Consider the following 22,437-nt stretch of genomic DNA (forward strand, 5'->3'; position numbering starts at 1 on the left):
CCCTACGTCGCAGCTCCCACCCACCAGGGTTCGCGCGCTCTCTTACGCCGCCGGGCGTTCCCAGCGGCAGTTGGTGTTCGGGGTGTCGCGGGTGGGGGCTGGGGGCAGGTCGCAGGGGCCGAAGCGGTGGGCATGCTTCGGGCGGGGGTTGTGCTCGATGTGACGGACCCAGAGGGGTTTCGTCTTGTCTGTGCGGGACATTTGTTCCTCTCGGAACCGCCGCCCTGCCGCCCGGAGTCTCCGGGGCTGGGCGGCTAGGTTCGCAGCATCATGGCGTCTCCTCTCGTTGAGATCAGCCTTGCAGGGTATTGGCGGAGCTTGATCAGGCCAAGTAGGTATTGACCTCGGCGACGATCTCCGGGACCCGCGCGTCGTAGACGCCATGCGCCCGGCGGTCGACTACGCGAAGCGTCGAGCGAGGGAGTTTGCGGTGCAGCGCCTCGGCCCATCGCAACGGGATGCTGTCGCGCGCGGCCTGGACGATGAGCATCGGAGTGTTGTTGCCGATGGCAAGCTCCGGTTCAGCGGTGTGGTCGGTCCAATACGCACAAGGCAGGATCGTGACGGCGAAGAGCGGTTGGGTAGCGCGATCCCGGACAGCGTCACGCCAGTACTGCGAAGGGCCGGCGGGCCAGCCGCGATCGTTGCAAGTGAAGGCGAACGACGCCGCCGCAAAGTGCTCGATCAAAGGCGAAGGCACGTAGTACAGCGAAAGGAAGCCAAGGAGCTCCGCCGAAGGATGCACCGCCTTACCCGCAGCCGCGTCAACCAGCGTGCGCACGTTGCGAGCCATCAGATCCCGGTCGCTCTCATCCCCCAGCGCCGACGAAAGCACCCAAGGCAACGCGGAGCCGTCGATGCGATAGTCCCCAACCCGGATCGTCTTTGGAACGCAACCGGGTGACCACAGCGCGCACCTGCAGCCCGGTACGACCCAGGTGGTACTGCGAGTCGCGCCAGGCGGCCCAAGCGGCCCACTCGTCGAACGCGGCCTCGGCCCCCTCCCCCGTCGCGAGATGGTGATACTCCGAGCCCTCCACATCCGTCACGCTGTCGATCACGAGCCGATCAACCCGTACGCCGAACAGCTGGCTGTAGACGACTCCGAGATCGGCGCCCCACGACACCCCGTAGTACGAAAGCCGTTGCTCATCGAGCGCCACCCGGATCGCGTCCATGTCCCTCGCGACCTGGCCGATGCTCGCATACCGCAGTACGCCGGGATTGCGCGTCCGGCAGTCGGCCGCGAACCGCGCGCCCAGACGGGCAGCCGCACCAAAAGCCACGCGCGTCACAGGCGATCGGAAGAGATCGGAGAGGCGCACCGGCCCACAGTCGACCGGAGCACTTCGCCCCATGAACCGCGGGTCGAAACCGATCAGGTCGTACTGCGAGGCGACGTCGCCCAGCAGCGGCCGGAGTTCGAGCGGATAGGCGATGCCGGGTCCACCCGGACCGCCCGGATTGGACAGCAGGATCCCCCGCCGCTTCGCCGGATCGGCCTTGATCCGCGAGATCGCGATCTCCACCGTCCGCCCGTCCGGACGCAGGTGGTCCAGCGGGACACGGACCGTAGTACAGGTGGCTCCCGCTTCGTCGAGAGCCTTGCCTTGCTCATCATCGGTACCGGCCTGGCACGCCCGCCAGGTGAGGTCGCGGACAAGCGGAGCGCTGGAGGCAGAACCAGCTTCCGGGCGAGCCGCGGCGTACGTAGTTCCGGAAATGGTTGCTGAGGCCAACAGTGCAAGGAGAAGGGTGCCCAAGGTCAGTCGTCGCATGGTTCGAACGTAGGCTGATGGCGGCTATGGATCCCGGGCTCCTGGACCCGGTTCTGGGGTAGCTTTCACGCTACCGAACACAACACGAGGGGGACTCGACCATGGGTGAGTACGTGCAGCTGGGCGCTGTGAAGACCTGGTACGACGAGCAAGGGGAAGGCGAGCCGCTCGTCCTCATGCACGGTGGACTGGTGGACGCACGGTTCTTCGCTGCGAACGCCCCGGCGCTCGCAGAGAAGTTCCACGTTTACACACCGGAGCGGCGCGGTCACGGACACACACCGGACGTCGAGGGGCCGATCAACTACCAGTTGATGGCCGATGACACGATCGCGTTCCTGGAGACCGTGGTGGGTCAGCCGGCCGACCTGGTCGGGCACAGTGACGGCGCGTTCACGGCGATGCTGGTCGCGATGCAGCGGCCCGAGCTGGTGAAGCGGCTGGTGCTGATCAGCGGCGGCTTCAACAAGTCCGGTCAGGCCGGACCGGAGATGGAGTGGGACGTCGACCAGATCGCCCAGTTCCTCGGCCCGGCGTACGGCGAGGTCTCCCCCGACGGTGAGGAGCACTTCAAGGTGGTCGCCACCAAGATCGGCGAGATGGCCGCGAAGGAGCCGAACCTCGAGGCGTCCCAGCTCGCCGCCGTCACCGCGCGGACACTGGTGATGTTCTCCGACGACGACCTGGTGACACTGAGGCACTCGGTGCAGATGTACGACGCGATCCCGACCGCCGAGTTCGCCGTCGTACCGGGAACTTCGCACTTCCTCACCCAGGAAAAGCCCGACCTGGTGAACCGGATCGTCCTCGACTTCCTCACCAAGGACCCCGTCCCCACCATCGCCGGCATCCGCCGCCAATCCCAGTTCGACCTCCCGCCGGCAACGGACGACTGAGGCTTCGCCTGCCTCGTTTTCAAGTACCCCGGCAACTGGGTCGAGTTCGCCTGCGCCTGGACTGGCGACGACGACAACCCCGGCACCTGAGTTCGTGCCGGAGTCGGGTGAGCGCGGTCAGGGATCCGTGGTCAGGAGGTGTGGCCGCGGGTGTACTCGGTGGTGAAGGCGGACTGGCCGAGTCGGTCGACGAGGCGGCGGGTAATGCGGTCGACGTCAGCGCTTTCGCCCGGTGGAAGCGGCGCTCCGACAGACTCCCGTAGGTAAGCCGCCCGCCCCAGCAACCAAGCTGCTCGTAGAGCACCGTGAGCGGCCTGGTGGCCCGGGTCCAATCTCGGCCCGAGTGATGGGACGTCGGGAGCACCATGGGCCGTGATGGAGTGGGCGCCGGCTAGGCCTTCGTGGGCGAGGGCCAGGGCGCGGGGGTCGCCGACTGCCTCGGCTGCTGCCAGGCCTTCGGTGTGGAGGGCCAGGGCGGCGGTCGCGTCGTTGCGTTGTTCGGCGATGAAGCCTAGTTCGGCGAGGACCAGGGGGACGCCGGGTTGAGAGTCGAGTTGGCGGAGCCAGTCGAGCCAGCGGCGGAAGTGCTGTTCGGCGGCGGCGAGGTTGCCCTGGCGGCGGCCACTCAGACCGAGGCCGAGCTCGGCGAACTCTTCGGCCGGCTTGTTGCCCTGCTCGGCTGCCAGCTTCATCGCCTTCGCGTGAAACTCATCGGCCGCCAGGAAATCTCCTTGCAGCAAGGCGATCCGCCCGAGCCCGGACAACCGCAGCGAGGCCTCACCCCACAGGCCGAGTTCCTCAGCCATCCGTACGCCGTCGCGATGCAGCTCGGTCGCGCGTTCGTAGTCACCAGTGATCTCCGCGAGCTCGGCCAGGCTGTTCGTCGCCTTGATCTGCCCCCACCGGTCCCCGAGCCGGCGGAAGATCGACTCACTCCGGGCCGCATCCCGCCGCGCCTCGGCCAACTCCCCACGAGCCCGTCCCAGCGTCCCGCGCACGCTCAACGCCGCCGCGATCCCCCACTCGTCACCGACCAGCTCGTACTCCGCCAGTGCCTTGTCCACGATCTCGCCAGTCGCCGCCACCGTTCCCCCACGATGCGCGAACCCCAAGAACCAATGCGCCCTGATCCGGCTGTCCGCCCCCAGCAACGTCCGAGCCGCCGCCCCACGCGGCGCATCATCCCCCAACAACCTGATCCCCGCCTGCCAACCAACCACCCGTTGCCGAAGGCCCTCATCCGCAAGCCCCAACTCAGCGCCAGCCGGCGCTACCGTTCGCGCAAGCTCACTCGCCCTCACCCCTCCGGCGCCCGCCCCCGCCCTCACCCCTCCGGCGCCCGCCCCCGCCCTCACCCCTCCGGCGCCCGCCCCCGCCCTCACCGCGCCGGCGCCCGCCGCCTCGCGGCTTGCCGTGATGCTGAGCGCGGCGGCGAAAGCGCGTTCCGCTTCGCCTATCCGGCCACGGAGGAACCAGTACCAGGCCAGCGCATCCACCAGGTGAAGCGCCGACTGTGCATCGCCGAGCGCGACCGCCGTGTCCAGTACTGCACGTAGGTTGGGCGTCTCCACGTCCAGTCGAGCGAGCCAGTCGCGCTGGTCGTGCCCGTACAACTTCGGCTCAGCCTCCACCGCGAGGGACAGATACCAGCTGATCGCCCGACGCTGGATCTCGTCCGCCTCGCCCGCCTCCAGCAACCGCTCCCCGGCGTACAACTTGATTGACTCGAGCAACCGATAGCGCGGCCCGTCCACCACGCTGACCAGCGAGCGATCGACCAGTCGGCCGACCAGCTCAGCTTCGGCACCAACCGCCGCGGCGGCGTCCAGCGTGCAACTGTCCGCGAGCACCGACAGACGGCGGAGGGCGATCTGCTCCGGCGCGGTCAGTAGCTCCCAGCTCCAGTCGACCGTCGCACGCAGCGTCTGATGCCGAGGTGGACCGGCACGTCGGCCGGACTGCAGCACCTTGAACCGATCGTCGAGTCGCGCCGACAACTCCGCCACCCCGAGTGATCGGACCCGCGTCGCCGCGAGTTCAAGAGCCAACGGCAATCCGTCGAGCCGGTCGCAGATGGCTGTGACGGCTGCGCATTCCTCGACCACACCGCCTGCCGCCGACGCACGCAGTACGAACAACTCGGCGGCAGCGTCAGCGTCGAGCGGAGGAATCACCATCAGCCGCTCGCCGTTCACCGCCAGTGGCTCCTGACTCGTCGTCAGCAAGCGCAGACCAGGGGCCTTGCGCAACAACTCACCGGCCAACTCGGCGACGCGATCGACCAGATGCTCGCAGTTGTCGAGCACCAACAGCACGGATTGATTGCTCAGGGCATCAACTACTTGTCGATCCCGAATCCCCATCGCGGTAGCGATCGCCTCAACCACCCCCGCCACCGCCCCACCCGGCCCGTCAGCCCCGCGCGACCGACCCGGTCCGCCCAGCGCGCTCGACCGACCCGATCCGCCGACTCCACCTGAGCCGTCCCGATCGCCCGGCACGACCGAGCTGTGAGTTCCCTCCAGCGCTGCCAGCTCCACCAGCCAGGTGCCGTCCGCGAACTCACCGGCGACCTGCCGCGCAGCCTCGACAGCAAGCCGGGACTTCCCCACTCCACCCGGCCCGGTCAGAGTCACCAACCGCTGAGTCCTCAGCAGCGCGACCAGCTCCGGCAACACCTGCTCGCGGCCGATCAGCGAGGTCACCACCGCAGGCAGATTCGACCTACGCCTGGTCGGCCGGATATCCAACCGAGGGTCCTGCCGCAGGATCGCCCGCTGCAGCTCCATCAACTCGGCAGATGGTTCCAGCCCGAGCTCCTCCTTGAGCCGTTCCCGCAGTTGCCGGTAGCTGTCGAGCGCCTCGCTGTGTCGTCCCGTTCGATAAAGCGCCTTCAGGTACGCCGCTCGCAACCGTTGCCGCAAAGGGTTCCGCACCACCTGGTCACCGAGCTCCCCGATCAACTCCGCGTGCTCGCCCAGCTCGAGCCGGATCTCAGCAAGCGACTCCACCGCCCCGAGCCGCTCCTCCTCCAACCGATCCACCGCCGCCCGCACGAACGGCTCGCCCGCGAAATCGGCGTACGGCGTACCGCGCCACAATCCAAGCGCCTCCGTCAGCCCTCGCGCCCGCGCGCGCAAATCATCTTCTCCACCGACACGGTCGCCGCCCAGCGCGCGCTGGAGATCGGCGCCGGAGGATTCCACCAACGACCGGAACCGCGCGACGTCGGTCACCGCATCCAGCCGATACCCAGGCGGCTGCGAAACCACCAGTTCCCGGCCACCCAACTCGGCGGCTTCAAGCGCCCGCCGGAGCTGAGACACCCGCAACTGCAACGCATTGGCAGGATCCCTCGGCAGCCGATCCGGCCAGAGATCGCCGATCAACCGCGCCGCAGGAACCACTCGCCCTTCGTGGACAAGCAACTCGGCCAACAGCGCGCGCACCTTCAGCTCGGGGATCCGCACCGGACCCCCGTCCTCCGTCCAGACCGCCACCGGCCCCAGTACGCCGAACCGCATGCGCCGAGAGTAGGCCAAGGAGGCTACAGGGGATCTACAGGCTCCTACGGCACACTGCGGCGCATGGATGACGGGATTCTGGACGAGGCGTACGAGCGGTTCGCGCGAACCGGGCCGGAGTGGGGCGAGAACACCCTCACCAATCACGGGCCGATGGCGGTCGAGGTCCTCGTCCGGCGTGGGCTCGCGGCCGGGGTCCACGACTGGGTCGACGCCTACCTGGGCAAGCTGAGCGAACTGCCGTCCGTGAGCGATCGCATCACCGACGTAACCTGGCAGGACGCACTCGGTGACGGCCGCCGCATCGGCGACTGGTCGGCATACTTCGTCGAACAGATGCAAGAGCACCCCTGGTGCGAGGTGCTGGTCACCTGGTGGCCGCGTCTGTTGCCAGGCATCGTGGCCGGCGCGACACATGGAGTCATCCGCGTCAGCCACGCGGTACGGACGCTCCTCAGCGGCGACGAAAGTCCAGCCGCGGTGACAGAGTTGGCGCACGGCCTGGCGTTCTGGGCGGCCCGCATGCGCAGTGTTCCAGGTGCAACGGAAGCCGACGGGACACTGGACATGAACGCCGCCCTGGATTCGATCCCACGCATCACTTCCCAGCAAGGCACAGTCGCCGTCCGCTTCGGTCAGCTCACCAAGATGCCGGCCTGGCCCGCTTCCCTTCGAGCCCTCAAAGCACCCAGCGGTCCGGCCGACGTACAGACGCAGTTGGCCGACCTCGTCGCCGGCGCCGCAGCGCGCTACCTCGCCCACGGACACGGAAGCCCTGTGCTGCTGGTGCACACCGCGACGGCACCCAACGCAGTACTGCACACACTCCCCGCGCTGCCCCAATCACTGTGGGCGCCGAGCCTGTCGGCGGTCTGGGCTGCCAGCGCTGCGATCACCGCGGCCTATGCCCCCGCGCAGGGATTGCCACGGGGTGAACTACCTACAGGTATCCACGCAGACGAGTTGATGAGTTACGCGCTGAAGCATTCCGACGAGCACGTGATCAAGTTTGCGGATACCGCACTTGACGCATTTGCGCAGAGTGGCAAGTCCGAGGTGCTGGCCGCTGCCCAACGGGTCGGGGATCTGATCAAATAGAAGTAAGTGGTGGTCGGTGTTCCCGCGAAGTCACCGACCACCACCCTTCGCCTGGACGTCAGCACGTGACTGTCGGGCCGCCCAGTCGGCGCGGCCGTTGTAGCCGCCGTCACCGACCACCTGGAAGGTCGGCGTGCCGCCCTCCGGACCGGCATTCCGTACCGTGTCGTCGATACCGACCGTCCCGGTGAACCTGCTGCAGGCCTTGCCCAGGTAGTCCGTTTCCCGAAGGTACGCCGTACCGGAGTCTTGGCGTGGAGCCGATGCTCGGTCGCGTCTTCGACCTCGCCGAGGCCGGTCCGGGCGATGCCGCGACAGTCCCCGAATCGGGTGAACTGACCTGGCGGCTCGTCGTCTCCGCCAGGTCAGTCTGATCGTGCTACCCGAGCGGCAGATCCAGCACCACATTGGGGACGGCGGTGCTGTTGGTAGTGCGGATGGACCCGATCTCGGCGCCGGTCAACGCCCGCTTGTAGATACGGACCTCATCCAGCGACCCGTCAAAATGATGCGCCCCATCGAGCCGCTGACCGACGTACATCTTGAACGGCCGCCCCGGGCTGACAGATCCGACCGGCGCCGCGACACTCGCCACAGCTGCGCCGTCAACCCAGATCGACAGCGTTCCGACCTTGCGTTGCAAAGCGACGTGATGCCACCCGTTGTCGTTGTACGCCTTCGTAGTAGCGACCACAGCGGTATTGCCGCCAGTCGTGATCAGTCCCCGAATCCTGCTGTCCCCCGGTTCGGCTCGCAGCCAGAACTGCGAGAACTCGTTGATCCCATATCCCCAGAAGATCGCCTGATTCGCAGTACTGGTTCCGTACTTGATCCAAGCCATAGCCGTGAAGTCCCCCGCCCCGACCGCCAGCGACTCGGCGAACGGAAGCTGGATCGCGTCATCGACCCCGTCCAGATCCCGCGCCTGCCCGAACTTGCCGGTCACGGCCGTGGTCCCACCCCGGAGATAGCTGTTGTTTCCAAGGCCGGAGACGTCCGGAGTGGTCGGCCCGCTCGCGCCATCCGGCAGACCGATATCGGTCTCGGTGAACCGCGCGAAACGGATCTGATCGCGCGCATCGACCGACCCGCCTTCATACAGCAGCCCGATCTCCCCGGTATCGAGCACAGTCAGGTCCGAGTACCCGGACCAGTCGCTGGTGATCCTGGTGCCATCGGCAACGGATTGCCAGGTCTTGCCTTCATCGAAGCTGGACCGGATCGTCATGTACCGGCGACGCTCAGGATCCGCCGGCGAGGCGAACAGAATGCGGTTGTACTTAGCGCCTTGATCGGTAGCCCGCAACCGCACCAGCGACCCCTGGACGGTCGGAGTCGTCAGCCCGGAAATACTCGCGTACGGCGCGGCGTAGGTCTCACCCCCATCGTTGCTAACAGCAAAGGCTCGACTGTTCCCAGCGCTGCCATTGTTGTTTCGCGCACCCGCATAGATGCCGCCGTCAACCTTCTCGACGACGCTGATCTCCTGCGGCACAATGCCGTCGTTGCGCAGATCAGTCGCACCCTTTTGCCAGGTCTCGCCATGGTCATCGCTGAAGACGAGTTGCCCCGCGACCTTGCCGCCGACGTCGTAGTTCGTCCCGGCGACGAGGCGACCTTGATGCGTGCCGCGGGTCAGCTGGATCCCATGCACGGGTCCGGTCGCGTACCAACCCCAGGCCGGGTCGTCGATCTGGGCGGCGATGTTCCTCGCAGTACTGAAGGTCACCCCGTCGTCATCACTGAATTGCACGTACGGCGTACGCGGGCGATCCGTCCCGTTGCCGGGATCCATCGTCGTCAAAAGCACGATCCGGCCGGTCTCGAGATCGACGATCGGAGTCGGATTGCCGCGCGTGGACACGGCATCCGGATCACCGTCGACGCCGGACAACACGGTCTTCTGCGGCGACCAGGTCCGTCCGTCGTCAACGGACCGGCGTACGACGAGGTCGATCTCTTGGGAGTCGGCACACCACGTACGGCGTGCTTCGGCGAAGGCGAGCAGGGTGCCGGCCTTGGTTCGCACGATCGCTGGGATCCGGTAGCAGCCGTAGCCGGCGAATCCTTTGTCGAAGAGAACCGTCTGGGTTGCGGCGGCCTGCGCCGGTCGGGTCTGCTGGGGCGCGACTGTCAGCCCGGCGGACAGCAGACAGAGGAGAAGGGTGGGGATCAGGAAACGACGGAAGCTGGGCATGGGACGGGAGACCTGCCTTCCGGTGAACGGAAAGTAAACAACGGAGCTGGTTGCTCAGTTCGTAACTTATCCACCGTCACTCCCCTTGAAACCTAGGACATCAGACGTCCTATGTGTTGATCGATCAAACCCGTCGCAGCCCTGCTGCAGAGGTTAGTCGACTACCGTGAACTAAGTCGAAGGAGAAGCTGTCGTGGACCTGCTAGCCGAACTCAGCCAGCGAAAGGTACTGGCGATCATCCGCGCCGACGGACCCGACCGGGCGCTGGAATGCATCCGCACCCTCGTCGGAGCCGGGATCACCGCGCTCGAGGTGTCGCTCACGACACCAGGCGGGGCCGAAGCGATCGCGAAGGCCCGCTCGGAGTTCGACCCGTCGATCCTGATCGGCGCCGGAACCGTCATCACCGCAGCCCAGGCCGACGAGATCGCGGCAGCCGGAGCAGGCTTCACCGTCACCCCCGCAATCACCCGCGGCGCCCACCGAAGCATCGAGCTAGGCCTACCACTCCTCTGCGGCGCACTGACCCCGACCGAGGTCATCACAGCCCTCGACGCCGGCGCGCTCGCCGTGAAGATCTTCCCCGCGAAACTCCACGGCCCCAGCTACCTCCGCGAACTCCGCGGCCCGTTGCCCACCGCTCCCTTGATCGCCGTCGGCGGCATCGATGCGGCCTCGGCTCCGCAGTACCTGGCAGCAGGCGCCTTCGCTGTCGGCATCGGCTCTCCCCTCCTCGGTGACGCCGGCACCGGCGGCTCCCAATCCGACCTGGCCGCCCGAGCCGCCACCTTCCTCACCGCGGTCGCCAATGCCTGACCTCACCAGGAACACCAAAGGCCGGCAGACCGTCCACCCCGGGAGCATCGCGGTCCGGCGGACCGTCCATACCAGGAGTTCTGATGGCTGACGTTCTCACGCTTGGCGAGGCAATGGTCTCGATTCGCTCCAAGGCCGCCTTGCGGATGGGCGGGGAGGCGCACCCGTCCGTGGCGGGCTCCGAGAGCAATGTGGCGATCGGGCTGGCGCGGCTTGGACACCAGGCTGCCTGGTTAGGTGCTGTTGGCAACGATGAGCCGGGTCGGCTGATCCAGCGGACCCTGCGCGCTGAAGGAGTCGACACCAGCTATCTGCGCTTGTCCGACGAGTCGTTCACCGGATTCATCGCTTTCGACCAGCCGGCGCACGACATCACCCGCGTCAGCTACCACCGCCGCGGCTCAGCCGGCTCCACCCTCACCGCCTCGGAGTCCGTCACCGCTCTCGAGGACTCCAAACCGCGACTGATCCACGTCACCGGCATCACGCCGGCCTTGTCGGAAACAGCCCGCGCCGCAGCACTGGCCGTAGTACAGGCCGCTGCTTCCGCCGGGGTTGGAGTCTCACTGGACGTCAACTATCGCGGCCGCCTCTGGTCCCGCGCCGAAGCCGCGATCGCGCTGCGCGAACTGCTCCCCCACGCGACCACGATCTTCGCCTCCGAAGACGAACTCGACATCCTCACCGACGACCCAGACCCCGTACAGGCGTTGCTTGCGGCAGGCGCCACCGAGGTCGTGGTGACAGCCGGCGGCGACGGCGCCTGGGCCCACACCACCGAAGGCACAACGCACCAAAAAGCTCTCCCAGTCACCGTGGTCGACAGCATCGGCGCCGGCGACGCCTTCGTCTCCGGCTACCTCTCCGCCACCCTCGACGACCTCCCGATCCCCGCCCGCCTCGAACGCGCCACCGCCAGCGGCGCCTTCTGCGTAGGCGCCTTCGGCGACTGGGAATCCCTCCCCACCCGAGACGACCTAACCCTCCTAACCCACCGCCACGGCACCGCCCTCCGCTAACCCCGCTCCGCCCTCGTCCGAGCGCTTCGGTGGCCCCACTCACTCCCGGCGCAGCGCTCCAGGAACCCCACTCCGGCCCAGGCCCCACCTTCTGCGCGCCAGCTCCCCTCTCGCCACCGCCCACTCTCGGCCGCTCTGACAGTTTCCCGCCTCCTCCGCGAGAGCGCGATCGGCGAGCAACGCGACCCCGACGAGTTCTACCGACCGATCGAGCAGACCTACGACGACCTGCTCGCGTACGCCGGAAAACAACGCGACAGCTGACCTCCAGCCCTGCAGGATCACCCCATGGACGTCTTCGTGAAACGACGCGGGGTTGCGACAACCGGTTCGATCGCCGAAGCCCTCGATATCTTCCGCTCGGAACTGCGCTTCTACCGCGAGATCGCACCGACCATCGGCGTACGGGTCCCCGCCTACTACCGCGCCGAGGAAACAGACGAAGGCACCCTGCTGGAGCTGGAAGACCTGTCGTCCTGGACCCTCGGCGCGGATCCCGACTCGGTGGCCTTGCTCCTGCACGACCGACCTTGTTCTCCCAGCGCGAGTGGCCACCGGCGAGGTAGCCCTCCTCGACTGGGAAGACGTCTCAGCCGCCCCCGGCATTCTGGATCTCGGCTGGTTCCTGCTGTCATCCGTCGACCCGAACGACTGGCACAGCACCATCGCGACGTACGGCCACAGCACCGGCCTCACCGCAGTACTACCGTCCCTCATTGTCCAGGGCCTACTCACCCTCGCCGACTACTCCCCCGAGACACCCGAGGCAGAAACCTGGGCCCGGCGCCTCGACACCGCGACTGAATGGCTGAACGACTGAACGTCCTACGGCTCGCCATCCAGCTTTGACCGTCTCCGCTGTCTGAACTGCACGAACAGCCCCGCGCAGACCAAAAAGATCATCGCGAACAGCATGACAACGGTCAACGGTTCACTCTGCAGAGCTGCTGCCAGAACCCCCAGTCCGACCACGCCAGCGAGTCCCACCGAGTACCACGAGCCGATCGAATCACGTCCGAAGCACACCAGGTTCACGACACCGGCCAGACAGAAGGGACCTATCAACCACCACGAGTTGAGCACAGCAGTCCTCAGCCTTATATCTCGGGTCTACCTCGATACCGGGGTCGTCAGATCAGGTCGGCCTGGGCTTCGATCTCGTTCTCGGGGTCGATCGGGAGGATGATCTTGAACCAGGTTTCGCCGGCCCTGGAGTCGACCCGGAGGTCGCCGTGGTGTTTCTTCACCACGATCCGCCAGGAGATGTCGAGGCCGAGGCCGGTGCCTTCGCCGATGGGCTTGGTGGTGAAGAAGGGCTCGAAGATGCGGTTCCGGATCTCCGCCGGGATACCGGGGCCGGTGTCGCCGATCATGACGACGGCATAGGCGCCGTCGCGCTTGGTCCGGAGCGTCAGCGTGCCTTCGCCGTTCATCGCGCCGACCGCGTTGTCGATGATGTTGGTCCAGACCTGGTTCAGCTCCGCCGCGTACGCCGGGATGTGCGGCAGGTCCGGATCGAAGTCCTTGACCACGTTCAGGCCTTGCAGCTTGCCCGACATCATCACCAAGGTGGACTTCAGCAACTCGCGCAGATCCACCACCTGGTAGGGCGCACGGTCGATCTGCGAGTACTGCTTCGCGGCCCCGACCAGCGTCGAGATCCGGGTCACCGAGTCGTCGATCTCGTTCATCAGCGACTCGGTGTCGATCGTGTACATCAACCAGCGAACAGCGCCTTCGAGATACTCCTCGCCGACCGCCGCCAAGACCTCTTCCATCCAAGGGACATCCAGCCCGACCGCTGCCAGCACCGGGGCAACATCCCACGAAGCGTTGACACCGTGATCGTCCAGCCAGTCGGTCAGGGTGTCCTCGGCGTCGCTGAGCTCCAACGGCGACAGCTCCGGCGCCTTCGCCACCTTCTCGACCGCGGCTTCCTGGATCGCCACGATGCCGTGCAGCTTGGTCGCGTCAAGGGTGCCGTCGGCAAGCATCGCGAGCTTGGACCGCATCCCAGCCACCCGTTGCCGCAGCGTCGCGGCAGCCCGAACCGCTGCAGCGGCAGGGTTGTTCAGCTCGTGCGTCAGCCCGGCGGACAAGGAGCCCAGGGCAAGCAATCGCTCCCGCTCCCCCATCGTCTCGTTGGTCCGCCGCATGCCCTGGACGAATCCGTCGATCAGATGCACCGCCATCGGGAACCAGCGGTTCATCATCGTCGCCATCGTCTCGGCGGTGATGACGTAGAACGTGGACGGCGACAGCACCCGCATCGTCGCGGTGTAGCTCTTGCGCTCGTCGGCGCCCAGGAAAGCGGTCACGGCGCCGGCGTACACACCGCGTTGCGTACTGCGGTTGATCTCCACCTCTTCGCCGTGGGACAGCTTGCACATCCGGATCCCACCGGTCAGCAAGAGGTAGCAGCAACTCGCTTCATCGCCCTCATTGAAGACGATGCCGTCCTCGACGGCCTCCACATGCCCTTCCCGCGACAGCCAGCCGAGTTGCTCGTCGGTCAGGCTCTCGAACAGGAACAGCGTGCGAAGCTCGTCGATGCTGAGCCGCAACGGTTCGTCCGTATCAGTTACTGCCATCAGAGCATCTCCAGATATCTGTGCACCAGCGTCACTGCCATCGCACCGTCGCCGACCGCCGAGGCGACCCGCTTCACCGACTCGGCCCGGACGTCGCCCGCCGCGAAGACGCCGGGCATGCTCGTCTCCAGGTGATACGGCTCCCGCTCAAGCGCCCAGCCCGGTGGCCGCCCGTGCAGGTCGGGCCCGGTCAGGACGAAGCCGCGGTCGTCGCGCAGCAGGTCACCCGGCAGCCAGTCCGTCCGCGGCGCCGCGCCGATGAACACGAACATCCACTCCGTGTCCACCTCCCGGCTCTCCCCGGTCGCACTGTTCTGCAGGATCACCCGCTCCAGGTGCTCCGACCCCTTGCAGGACACCACCTGGGTGCAGGTGTGCACCTCGATGTTGTCGATGTCGCCGATCTGGCCGATCAGGTAGGAGGACATGGTCGCCTCGAGCGAAGGTCCTCGTACCAGCATATGCACGCGTTTGGCATGTTTCGAGAAATAGACCGCCGCCTGCCCGGCGGAGTTGGCTCCGCCGATGATGTAGATCTCCTGGCCGGCACAGGCCGGGCCCTCGGTGGTCGCCGAGCCGTAGTAGATGCCGCGACCGCACAGATCCTCGACGCCGGGGGCCTCCAGCGACCGGTAGGCGACGCCGGTCGCCAGGATCACCGAGTGCGCGGAGATCTCGCTGCCGTCGGAGAACACCAGCCGCCGGGCCGATCCGGTCGATTCGAGCTCGACCACCTGACGAGTGGTGAGAAGCTCCGCTCCGAAGCGGACCGCTTGGCGCCGGGCACGATCGGTCAGCTGAGCACCGGACACCCCGTCCGGGAAGCCCAGGTAGTTCTCGATCCGGCTCGACTGACCCGCCTGACCACCGGTCGCCATCTGCTCGACCAGCACGGTCCGGAGTCCCTCGCTGGCGCCATACACAGCCGCGCCCAGTCCGGCCGGGCCGCCACCGACGACCACCAGGTCGTAGAAGTCCTTGGCCGGCGCGGTGGAAAGACCGACCTTGTCGGCCAGTTCGGCCTCCGAAGGCGCCACCAGCACCTCGCCGTCCGGCGTGATGATGACCGGCAACGTCGCGCCGTCCACCCCGGCTGCTTCGAGCAGCCGCTTGCTCTCCTCGTCGTCGACGCCGAACCAGCGGAACGGCACGGCGTTGCGGGCCAGGAAATCGCGGGCCGCGAACGACGGTGCCGACCAGCGGTGACCGATCACCCGGGTCTCGTCGGTGGACGGCTCCGGGGTCGCCTTCCACAGGTCGAGCATCGAGTCGACCACCGGGTAGAGCTTCTCCTCCGGCGGGTTCCACGGCTTGAGCAGGTAGTGGTCGAGGTCGACGACGTTGATCGCCTGGATGGCCGCATCGGTGTCCGCGTACGCCGTCAGCAGCACCCGGCGGGCCAGCGGGAACAGGTCCATCGCGGCCTCGAGGAAGTCGATTCCGGACATCCCGGGCATCCGGTAGTCGGCCAGCAGCAGGGCGACCGGCTCACCTCGCAGCTTGAGTTCGCGCAAGGCGTCGAGCGCTTGGCCGGGCGCTTCGGCCCGGACGATCCGGTGCTCCTCGCCGTACCGGCGGCGAAGGTCGCGGGCGATCGACCGGGAAACGCCCGGATCGTCGTCCACGGTCAGGATCACCGGGCGGGATGTCGACGCTGTCATGCCCCTTTCATACCAGCGGATCGACAACTTCTGGGAACGGTTCCGCCAAGGGCGTCATCCCGGCCGTTACGGAAGGGCCGCGAGGTACGGCGCGTGGCTGTTCTGGAACTCCCAGTTGTAGTACCTGTCCCAGTTGATCGACCACGTCATCAACCCGCGGAACGCGGGCGTAGTACCGCCGCGCAGCGTGTAGCCGCCACAGTTCTGGCCCTTGACGAGACAGTCCAGCGCCTGATGAACGGCTGCGGGGGCGGTGTAGCCGTTCCCTGCGCTGGAGGCGGCCGGTACGCCGAAGGCGATCTGGTCCTGCCGGAGTCCCGGGAAGGTCTGCCCGGTGGTCCCGACCGGGAAGCCGGCCTTGATCATGTCGGTCATCGCGATGTGGAAGTCGGCACCGCCCATCGTGTGGTACTGGTTGTCGAGCCCCATCACGGGACCCGAGTTGTAGTCCTGGACGTGCAGCACCGTGAGCGAGTCGCGCAGCGCGTGGATCACCGGCAGGTAGGACCCGCGCCGGTTGTCGCCACCGTTCCCGCCGTCGCCGTAGAACTGGTAGCCGATCTGGACGAAGAAGGTCTCCGGCGCCATCGTGAGTACGAACTTCGCGCCGTACCGGGCTTTCAGCGTCTTCAGCGCGGAGATCAGGTTCACGATCACCGGCGTGGTCGGGTTGCGGAAGTCGTTGTCACCGGGGTTCAGGAACAGTGAGTGGCCCTCGAAGTCGATGTCGAGTCCGTCCAGCCCGTACCGGTCGATGATCGCGCTGACCGAACTCACGAAGGTGTCGCGCGCCGCGGCTGTGGTGAGCTGGACCTGGCCGTTGGCGCCGCCGATCGAGATCAGCACCTTCGTCCCGGCCGCCTGCTTGGCCCGGATCGCCGCGATGAAGTCCGCGTCGCTCTCCACGTTCGGGCACTCGCTCGCCGGGCAGCGGTTGAACCGGATGTCGCCCGAGGTCACCGAGGTCGGCTCTCCGAAGGACAGGTTGACGATGTTCCACACGGACGGGATGTCGGCCATCCGGACGTACCCCGACCCGTTGGCGAAGCTGGCGTGCAGGTAGCCGATCAACGCATGCTTCGCCAGACCCGTACTAGTACAGCCACTGGTCGTCCCCGTGGTGGCCGATGACTTGGCGGACTCCCCGTTGCTGTTGTAAGCGGCAACGGAGTAGCTGTGGCTGGTACAGGTCGCTAGGCCGTCCACAGTCGCCGTAGTACCAGTGACCGTCTTGACGACGTTGGTTCCTTCGTACACCCGGTAGCCCGTGGCTGTGCCACTGGAAGCTCCCCAGGAGAGCGAGAGCGAGCTGTTCGTAGTACCGGTGATCGAGGGTGTGCCGGGGACACCAGGTGCTCCACCGGTCGGCGGTGTGCCGCCGGGACCGTCGAGGCTCACGTCATCAGCCTGGTACGCCGGTTGGCCGTACCAGCCATGCAGGTAGATCTGTGCCGACGTCTGGCTTGCCCCAGTGGTGAACGCGACCGTCAACTGCGTGTAGCCCGAGGCCGAAGGCGTCCACGTAGAAGCGCCACCGGTGACGCCCAGGTAGACGTACGACCCACGCACCCAAGCCGAGAGCGTGTACGCCGTATTGGCCTGTACTGCGACGGTCTGGCTGCACTGGGCGACGTCGCTTCCCGACACCCCGCCGCTCAGCGCGTTGCTGCCGGAATGAGTCGGACTGGTGATCACCGAACCGCCCGAGCACGTCCAGCCGCTCAGCGACCCGGTCTCGAACCCGGGGTTGGTCAGCAGGTTCGCGGCCTGAGCACTGCTCGCGCCGGTCACCAACCCCGTGAGGACGACAAGCAAAGCGACAACCGCGGCAAGACACCGAGAACGCATGGCCGGACCTCCGGGACGGGTGGGGGTGCATTTAGTAGAGAGGTTCCGAAACTCTCGGTCAATGGATCACCCCGGCGGCTTTCCGCCGCTGTCCGATACCCGACGTTCGCTGACAGTCTTCCGCCCAGTGGCGGCACCGCCACCCAATCCGTCCGTGCTCGGAAGATCTTCCGAGCACACTAAATCGCATCAACAAGCGCCTGACAGCGTTGTTTCGCGCCTGGTCAGGGATCACAGCCGAGGCACGGCCAGCCGCGTCCGCACCGCCCACACAGACCGTCCACCCCGGCGGCCGGAAGCCACAGCGTGCCGGGCGCCTTGGCGGTCAGGACCGACACGGGAGCCAATGGCCGACCGCCGGCAGCGGGAGTCAGTTCGAGGCGTCGCGAGCCGGGCTGTTGCGGGGTGGTCTGGGGTTGCGCTGTGGGGAGCCAGTGGATCTGGGTACGGCCGTTGTGTCCGTGCACGGCCAGCAGCGCGTCGACGCCACCGTCCCAGGCGGACGTGGCCGGCCACCGGCCACGCCAGCGCACGGTCACTGCGCCGTCGGACCACTCGACTCCCTCTGCCAGCGTTCCCGTGCCACGCACGCCGGTCACATCGGTGTGCCGGACGAGCTGGAAGAGCCGCGGCTTCTGCTGCATCGTGTTCTGTCGCTTCACTCTTGAATCCTCACCGGCGCGAGCCGCGCCCACCAGGTGTGATCTGTGGGCTGTCCAAGCAGCCCACAGCCCACTGCCAGGGGCTGAAACACCTGCGCTACAAGGGAGGCCGGTGCTGTGCACTGTTTTGTCGGTAGGCCCTTGTAACGTCCCCGGTGCGCACCGCAACCACCAGGCGCGACCAGTGAGCCGGCCAGTCCGGCCCACAGCTCGAACGGGGGAGGATCCTGTGGCTGAGGCAGCGTTCGGCGTACAGTTGAGGCAGTCCCGGCAAGCAGCCGCTCTGAGTTTGCGGCAACTCGCGACCCGGGTGGGATACGACCACAGCTACCTGTCCCAGGTGGAGCGCGGACAGCGGCCGGGGTCTGCTCACCTCGCCCGGCTGTGCGACCGCGAACTGAACACCGGCAGCACCCTCACGGCTGCCCACCAGCAGACAAACCCACTCCCCCAGACCCAACTGGCCGGGCAGTCCCAGCCTCTGCCCCAGGCCCAGCTGATCGCGCAGCACCAGCCGGTCCCCCAGGTCCAGCGGGCGGCGGTCGCGGTGGGTGTGGATCTGCTGGAGGCGGTCCGGCACGGACTGGTCGAATCCTTCGGGCAGTCGCACGCAGAGGAGGAGTGGAACGCGGTCGCGGCCGACCTCGCCGCGGCCTTCGGCACGACCCCACCCAGCGATCTACTCCCCGAGCTGGCTGCTCAGCTGCAACTGCTGCCCGCGGATGCCTCGGCGACGCACGCAGTACCGGCGGCCGAGCTAGGTGTCCTGGTAGCACTCACCCTGACAGGACTGGGGCAGAGTCGAGCTGCCGGGAGATGGTGGTCGACCAGCCGGACATCTGCTGACAGATCCAGCCAGCAGCTGGTCATGAGCCTGGTGCGGGGGTCGCAGGCCATCAGCGGGTTGACCGAGCGCAAGCCGCTCGGCGAGCTGCTGGCGCTGGCTGACGAAGCCGTCGCCCTCGCCCGTGCTGGGAGCTTCAGCCTGCCGGATTGGTCGGTTGACAGCGGGAGGACTGGGGTTCACACCGGCGCGAGCGGTAACGGGGAGGGACGGGTGCTCGGTGGGCGGGTGCTTGGTGGGCGGGTGCTTGGTGGGCGGGGCGGGTGTCTGGCTCGGGGGCACGCGGGGCGGGCGTTGGTGCTTGCGCGGCAGAGCCTGGCGGCAGCCGCTTGGAGCGCTGTGCAGGATCTCCTTGCTGTGACCGACGAGTTGCCTGCTGAGGGAGACGGTGGGGTCTTCGAATGGTCGGCGTGGAAGGTGCATGGGGTTGAAGGGCGGGTTTGTGCGGAGCTGCGATATCCGGCGGCTGGTTATGTGGTGCTGGAGCGGGCGCTGGAGCTGTGCCCGACGGAACGGCTGACCGAGCGGGCGGAGCTAGAGCTGTGTCTGGCTCACTGTCTGATGGTGGACGGTGAGGTAGCGACCGGGTTGGCTCTGGCGATGCGCGTGCTGGTGGAGCTGCCCGACCAGTGGCATACGCAGTACTTGTACGACGCGGGCGGTCGCGTGCTGTCCGCAGTACCGGGCAAGGATCTCGGGAGACCTGCAGTGCGGGACTACCGCGAACTGCTGGGCCGCAGGCCGTATCTGACTCGCACTGTGGGCAGCGGGTCGAGTTCTGCCTGGGCGCAGGGGTAGCGTGCCGAGAGTGACGAGTCAGAACGGGACAACAGCGGTGGCAGACGCATGGGACTTCAAGGTCGAGCTGGCGAGCGCCCCAGCGACAGCAGAGGCGCGTACGGCGGTGCTCACGAAGCCCGGCTTCGGGCAGTCGTTCACCGACCACATGGTGCTCGCCTCCTGGAGCCTCGATCGCGGCTGGCATGACCAGAGGGTGACGGCGTACGCGCCGCTCAGGGTCAGCCCGGCCGCCGCGGTGCTGCACTATGCGCAGGAGATCTTCGAAGGACTCAAGGCGTACAGGCACGAGGACGGCTCGGTCTGGGCGTTCCGGCCCGAGGTCAACGCTGCGCGGTTCACCCGGAGCGCGCAGCGGCTTGCCCTGCCGCAGGTGCCGGAAGAGGCCTTCATCGCCGCGCTGCGTGCCCTGGTGACTGTCGACGAGGTGTGGGTGCCACCGGCCGGTAGTGGCGAGACAAGCCTCTATCTACGGCCGTACATGATCGCCACCGAGGCCGCACTGAGCGTCCGGCCGGCTCATGAGGTGCTGTTCGGCGTCATCGCCTCCCCTGCCGGTCCGTATTTCGACACTGGCCCCAAGCCGGTCTCCATCTGGTTGTCGACCAGCTCTATCCGTGCGACTCCGGGCGGTACGGGTGCAGCCAAGTGCGGCGGCAACTACGCCGCGAGCCTGGCGGCGCTCGGCGAAGCGACCGCGAACGGCTGCGACCAGGTGATCTACCTCGACGCGGTCGAGCGCCGCTGGATCGAGGAGAGCGGCAGCATGAACGTCTTCTTCGTGTACGCCGACGGCCGGATCGCCACGCCGGAGCTGTCCGGCTCGATCCTCGCGGGCGTCACCCGGGACTCGGTGCTGGAGCTCGCGGCGGACCTCGGGCACAAGGTCGAGGAGCGCCGCATCTCCGCGGACGAGTGGCGCGACGGACTCCGCAGCGGCGAGATCACGGAGGCGTTCGCCTCTGGTACGGCGGCAGTGATCACCCCGATCGGCCGACTGGCCTGGTCCGACGGCAACCTCACCATCGGCGATCACGCGGCGAACCACGGCGTCGGCCCCGTCACCGCCTCAATCCGCGCCGCCTTGCTGGATCTCCAATACGGCCGCACCGCAGACCCCCGCAACTGGCTGACCCGCCTCGCCTGACGAGTGCCGCGCCGACCAGGCCGGTGCGCCACTCGGAGCCCGGTTGGCGCGTCGACCCCGGCAAGCCGGCGTGCTCGGGTAGCCCACCTGGCTCGCCTACCTAGTGAGCTCGGTCGACCGCGGCCCGGCTCTACTGAGCGGGTCTGCTGGTCGCCGTACTTCCCCCACTCACCAACCTGCGGATTCGATCACTCGCGCCTGTGAATTGAGCGTGATCGACCGACTCGCGGAGAGTTGGTGAGTGCTGGCGGTACGCCCCCGACCGACGCGCGCCGGCCGGACCCGCAGGCCATCAGTACTGGCTTCTTCCGGCCCCGTCTTTGCCGTCGCACGCCCAGCGTCTCGCCGATCGCTCTCCACTCCGACCCCCACTGATGGCCTGGCGGTCCGCCCCGCTCACCCCTACCGATGGATTGGCGGTCCGGGCGGACGTCCAACACTCACCAACTCGCGCGATCGGCCGGTACGGACGCCTAGCTGAGCGGTACTGGGTGACCGGTTGGTGAGTTGGTGAGTGCCGGATGTCCGTGGGGCCGCATAGATTGGCCGCATGGCAGAGTCCAAGGCGGCCAAAGCGAAGACGCCGGCGATCGAGCTCGAGGTCGGCGAGCGCACGGTGCGGATCTCGAATCCGGACCGGGTCTACTTCCCGGCGCGCGGTGAGACCAAGCTCGATCTCGTCAACTACTACCTCTCGGTCGGCGACGGGATCGTGCGAGCTCTGCGCGAACGACCCTGCATGCTGCATCGGTTCCCATCCGGCGTGTCCGGCGACAAGGTGCACCAGAAGCGCCTGCCGAACGGCGCTCCGCCGTGGATGGAGACCGTGCGCGTGCACTTCCCGCGGTACAACCGCACCGCGGACGAGCTGTGCGTCACCGAGGTCGCGCATGTCGCGTGGGCCGTGCAGATGTCGACGGTCGAGTTCCACCCGTGGAACTCCCGGCGCGCCGACACCGAGAAGCCCGACGAGTGGCGCATCGACCTGGACCCGATGCCGGACTGCCCGTTCGATCGCGTACGCCGGGTGGCGCAGGTCGCGCGGGAGGTGCTCGACGATCTCGGCGCGACGGGCTACCCGAAGACCTCGGGCGGCTCGGGCATCCACATCTATGTACGCGTCGAACCGGAGTACGGATTCTCCGACGTACGCCGCGCGGCGCTGGCTTTCGCGCGCGAGGTGGAGCGGCGCGCGCCCGACGACGTGACAACGACCTGGTGGCGCAAGGACCGCGACCCGTCGAAGGTGTTCGTCGACTTCAATCAGAACGCGAGAGACCACACGATCGCGAGCGCGTACTCCGTGCGCGGAAACCCCGAAGGCACCGTCTCCACGCCAATCCATTGGGACGAGATCGAGACCGTAGACCCAAAGGCGTTCACCATCGCCACAGTGCCCGCCCGCTTCGCCGAACTCGGCGACCTGCACGCCACGATCGACGATTCGGCGTATTCGCTCAACACCCTGATCGAGTGGGCCGAACGAGACGAACGCGAAGGCGCCGAAGAACCCCCACCACCCGAGGAATAGCCGGCCGCACGTGTGCATAACGGGGT

19 protein-coding genes are annotated in these 22,437 nt (G+C 67.3%); 8 read left to right on the forward strand and 11 right to left on the reverse strand.

What is annotated here, in order from left to right:
* Positions 1-42 precede the first annotated feature (42 nt).
* The 3 genes from F1D05_RS09315 to F1D05_RS09320 form a co-directional block, all read right to left on the reverse strand.
* Entirely contained in the window at positions 43-201 is a 159-nt protein-coding gene (locus tag F1D05_RS09315; protein ID WP_185449871.1) for a hypothetical protein, read from the reverse strand.
* A 121-nt stretch (positions 202-322) separates the two neighbouring features.
* Positions 323-793 (reverse strand): alpha/beta hydrolase, encoded by a 471-nt coding sequence (locus F1D05_RS39965; protein ID WP_246486553.1) that lies wholly within the window; start codon positions 791-793, stop codon positions 323-325.
* Positions 794-809: 16 nt separating this feature from the next.
* A complete protein-coding gene (locus tag F1D05_RS09320) occupies positions 810-1,778 on the reverse strand; it encodes an alpha/beta fold hydrolase (RefSeq protein WP_246486554.1) in 969 nt (322 codons plus the stop codon).
* A 101-nt stretch (positions 1,779-1,879) separates the two neighbouring features.
* Here F1D05_RS09320 and F1D05_RS09325 point away from each other — a divergent pair, with 101 nt between their 5' ends.
* The gene (locus F1D05_RS09325) at positions 1,880-2,674 is read left to right on the forward strand and encodes an alpha/beta fold hydrolase (RefSeq protein ID WP_185446887.1); all 795 of its coding nucleotides are present in this window, start codon (positions 1,880-1,882) and stop codon (positions 2,672-2,674) included.
* 131 nt (positions 2,675-2,805) lie between these two features.
* Here the strand turns inward: F1D05_RS09325 and F1D05_RS39970 are convergent, their stop codons facing one another.
* Positions 2,806-6,198, reverse strand: a complete 3,393-nt coding sequence (locus F1D05_RS39970; RefSeq protein ID WP_185446888.1) for a BTAD domain-containing putative transcriptional regulator — start codon at positions 6,196-6,198, stop codon at positions 2,806-2,808.
* Positions 6,199-6,261: 63 nt separating this feature from the next.
* On the opposite strand from F1D05_RS39970, the gene F1D05_RS09335 reads away from it, so the two are divergent.
* Positions 6,262-7,296 (forward strand): questin oxidase family protein, encoded by a 1,035-nt coding sequence (locus F1D05_RS09335; RefSeq protein ID WP_185446889.1) that lies wholly within the window; start codon positions 6,262-6,264, stop codon positions 7,294-7,296.
* A gap of 30 nt (positions 7,297-7,326) precedes the next feature.
* On the opposite strand, the gene F1D05_RS42890 is transcribed toward F1D05_RS09335, so the two are convergent.
* Together F1D05_RS42890 and F1D05_RS09340 are read right to left on the reverse strand one after the other, a co-directional pair.
* Positions 7,327-7,509, reverse strand: coding sequence for an NPCBM/NEW2 domain-containing protein (locus F1D05_RS42890; RefSeq protein WP_428995024.1), 183 nt, complete (start codon positions 7,507-7,509; stop codon positions 7,327-7,329).
* A 166-nt stretch (positions 7,510-7,675) separates the two neighbouring features.
* Entirely contained in the window at positions 7,676-9,493 is a 1,818-nt protein-coding gene (locus F1D05_RS09340; protein ID WP_185446890.1) for a sialidase family protein, read from the reverse strand.
* Positions 9,494-9,686: 193 nt separating this feature from the next.
* Here F1D05_RS09340 and F1D05_RS09345 point away from each other — a divergent pair, with 193 nt between their 5' ends.
* Entirely contained in the window at positions 9,687-10,310 is a 624-nt protein-coding gene (locus tag F1D05_RS09345; protein WP_185446891.1) for a bifunctional 4-hydroxy-2-oxoglutarate aldolase/2-dehydro-3-deoxy-phosphogluconate aldolase, read from the forward strand.
* Between the two features lie 83 nt (positions 10,311-10,393).
* Entirely contained in the window at positions 10,394-11,329 is a 936-nt protein-coding gene (locus tag F1D05_RS09350) for a sugar kinase (protein ID WP_185446892.1), read from the forward strand.
* A gap of 39 nt (positions 11,330-11,368) precedes the next feature.
* On the opposite strand, the gene F1D05_RS09355 is transcribed toward F1D05_RS09350, so the two are convergent.
* Positions 11,369-11,851: a hypothetical protein gene (locus F1D05_RS09355; protein WP_185446893.1), complete on the reverse strand. Its 483-nt coding sequence runs from the start codon at positions 11,849-11,851 to the stop codon at positions 11,369-11,371.
* Between the two features lie 25 nt (positions 11,852-11,876).
* Here F1D05_RS09355 and F1D05_RS09360 point away from each other — a divergent pair, with 25 nt between their 5' ends.
* On the forward strand, positions 11,877-12,149 hold the full coding sequence (locus F1D05_RS09360; protein ID WP_185446894.1) for a hypothetical protein: 273 nt from the start codon (positions 11,877-11,879) through the stop codon (positions 12,147-12,149).
* 310 nt (positions 12,150-12,459) lie between these two features.
* On the opposite strand, the gene F1D05_RS09365 is transcribed toward F1D05_RS09360, so the two are convergent.
* The 4 genes from F1D05_RS09365 to F1D05_RS09380 all read right to left on the reverse strand — a co-directional run bounded on the left by F1D05_RS09365 (position 12,460) and on the right by F1D05_RS09380 (position 18,091).
* On the reverse strand, positions 12,460-13,920 hold the full coding sequence (locus F1D05_RS09365; RefSeq protein ID WP_185446896.1) for an ATP-binding protein: 1,461 nt from the start codon (positions 13,918-13,920) through the stop codon (positions 12,460-12,462).
* Positions 13,920-15,581 (reverse strand): FAD-dependent oxidoreductase, encoded by a 1,662-nt coding sequence (locus F1D05_RS09370; protein WP_185446897.1) that lies wholly within the window; start codon positions 15,579-15,581, stop codon positions 13,920-13,922. The genes F1D05_RS09365 and F1D05_RS09370 overlap by 1 nt, the downstream gene beginning before the upstream one ends.
* A 66-nt stretch (positions 15,582-15,647) precedes the next feature.
* Complete coding sequence (locus F1D05_RS09375; protein ID WP_185446899.1) at positions 15,648-17,429, reverse strand: chitinase; 1,782 nt, start codon at positions 17,427-17,429, stop codon at positions 15,648-15,650.
* A 224-nt stretch (positions 17,430-17,653) separates the two neighbouring features.
* Complete coding sequence (locus tag F1D05_RS09380; RefSeq protein ID WP_185446901.1) at positions 17,654-18,091, reverse strand: hypothetical protein; 438 nt, start codon at positions 18,089-18,091, stop codon at positions 17,654-17,656.
* 229 nt (positions 18,092-18,320) lie between these two features.
* Here F1D05_RS09380 and F1D05_RS41905 point away from each other — a divergent pair, with 229 nt between their 5' ends.
* From F1D05_RS41905 to ligD, 3 genes are all read left to right on the forward strand, one after another.
* Positions 18,321-19,733 carry a helix-turn-helix domain-containing protein gene (locus F1D05_RS41905; protein ID WP_185446903.1) on the forward strand — a complete coding sequence of 471 codons (1,413 nt, stop codon included), beginning with the start codon at positions 18,321-18,323 and terminating at the stop codon, positions 19,731-19,733.
* A gap of 1 nt (position 19,734) precedes the next feature.
* On the forward strand, positions 19,735-20,880 hold the full coding sequence (locus tag F1D05_RS09390) for a branched-chain amino acid aminotransferase (protein ID WP_428995008.1): 1,146 nt from the start codon (positions 19,735-19,737) through the stop codon (positions 20,878-20,880).
* Positions 20,881-21,430: 550 nt separating this feature from the next.
* The gene (gene ligD / locus F1D05_RS09395; protein WP_185446905.1) at positions 21,431-22,411 is read left to right on the forward strand and encodes a non-homologous end-joining DNA ligase; all 981 of its coding nucleotides are present in this window, start codon (positions 21,431-21,433) and stop codon (positions 22,409-22,411) included.
* The last annotated feature ends 26 nt before the right edge of the window (positions 22,412-22,437 follow it).

It is taken from the genome of Kribbella qitaiheensis (assembly GCF_014217565.1).
Classification (GTDB): Bacteria; Actinomycetota; Actinomycetes; order Propionibacteriales; family Kribbellaceae; genus Kribbella; species Kribbella qitaiheensis_A.